Raw genomic sequence first — 1,635 nt, forward strand, 5'->3', positions numbered from 1 at the left:
TCAAAAAATCAATTGGGTTTCGTGGCACTAGTCAGATCTGAGCACAGCCAATCAAATTACAGTAAATCAACCTTTTGATTAATCAGTTATTATGCATGACCAACAAGACGATCGTGGTATTCCTCTCGGTGTGATTGCCAGTATTTCCATCCTAGTCTTAGCAGCAGCAGGTGGAGGTAGCTGGTGGGCATGGCGTTCACAGCAATCTTCTCCAGAAGTGCCTGTGACAACTACACCCGAGTCATCTACACCCAAGTCATCTCAGACTATACAACCCACAACTGACAAACCCTCAACTAAGGAAAAAATTCAGGTCTATTGGCTCAATGATGTTGATAATAAAATTGTTTTAATTCCCAGTCCAATTCCCTTAAATAATAAGACCCTTAACAAAGGTGAGATCTTAGAGAGCGCATTCAACAGTTTATTGGCTGGGCCGACCAATGGCACATTTACGACCACTATTCCCCAAGGTACAAAACTACGGGGTGTTTCTCTCAAAAGTGATGGTGTTCATGTAGACTTGTCCAAAGAATTTACCGTTGGTGGGGGCAGTAGCTCCATGAGCGGTCGTCTGGCGCAAATTGTTTATACAGCAACCAGTCTCGACCCCAATACTCAAGTATGGATTGAGGTAGATGGGAAACAACTAGAGGTTTTAGGTGGAGAAGGCTTAATGCTTGATCAACCACTGACTCGCCAAGATGTCGATCAAAACTTCCCACTCTAGAGGTTTCCCAGGTTAGACTTCTTTGAGCAGTTGGTCACTAGCGTTGGATGAAAATTTTTCAACCGACGCTGTAGCAAATAAATATACGTTGGCAGACATCTAATTCGCATGCCCAGCAAACCTATTTTCGCTTCTAGCAGCTATTATTAGCTTGACATCTGTCAAACCTATCTAAAGAGTAATCCTTAGTCAGGTTTAATCCGCATTAGTGCTTGACCATATTCTATTGGTTCTCCATTTTTCACCAAAATTTCCATGACTTGTCCAGTCACTTCTGCTTCAATTTCATTCATCAGCTTCATAGCTTCAATAATACAAACAGTTTGACCAGCACTAATGCGTTCCCCTACCTCCACAAAGGGGTCTTCATCAGGAGCAGGAGCACTGTAAAATGTCCCGACCATGGGTGAGTTAATTTCCTCCCACTTTTGATCTACCCCTGGTGGAGGTACTGGTGGTTCTGGTTTTGGTACTGGTGTTGGGGCTACCTCTACCGGGCCTGGAGTGATTTGATAAGGAGTGCTATATCCACCGGAATCACTGGTAGGGGTGATACTGACCCCTTTACGCACTGTGAGTTCAAAATCATCACTCTTGAGGGTCAGTTCTGTAATATCGGTTTGAGCAATAGCAGCTAGGAGATCACGAAGTTGATTGATGTCTAATGCCACAATTTTTAAAAAGAGGTTAGGGTCTTGGGCCTAAAGGCTAAGGATGAAGATTTTTTGGCATTATTTTGCCTTAGTAGTCAGGTGAGTCCATTATCTTGATTGCCATGATCTATTCAGGGCATCAAATAAAGGCATCAAAACAATTTACTCGCGACCAAGATAAGAATCATTACGGGTATCGATTTTAATGCGCTCTCCTATGGAAATGAATAGAGGAACCATCACCTGAGCTCC

2 protein-coding genes and 1 pseudogene are annotated in these 1,635 nt (G+C 43.1%); 1 reads left to right on the forward strand and 2 read right to left on the reverse strand.

The window, feature by feature from the left end:
- Window positions 1-91 precede the first annotated feature (91 nt).
- Window positions 92-730 (forward strand): GerMN domain-containing protein, encoded by a 639-nt coding sequence (locus F6K49_RS47010; RefSeq protein WP_293109374.1) that lies wholly within the window; start codon window positions 92-94, stop codon window positions 728-730.
- Between the two features lie 185 nt (window positions 731-915).
- Here F6K49_RS47010 and accB read toward each other — a convergent pair whose 3' ends face one another.
- Together accB and F6K49_RS47020 are read right to left on the reverse strand one after the other, a co-directional pair.
- Entirely contained in the window at window positions 916-1,401 is a 486-nt protein-coding gene (accB, locus tag F6K49_RS47015; RefSeq protein WP_293109375.1) for an acetyl-CoA carboxylase biotin carboxyl carrier protein, read from the reverse strand.
- 144 nt (window positions 1,402-1,545) lie between these two features.
- Window positions 1,546-1,635: pseudogene (locus F6K49_RS47020) on the reverse strand (elongation factor P); the annotation flags it as partial.

The organism is Moorena sp. SIO3I6, assembly GCF_010672095.1.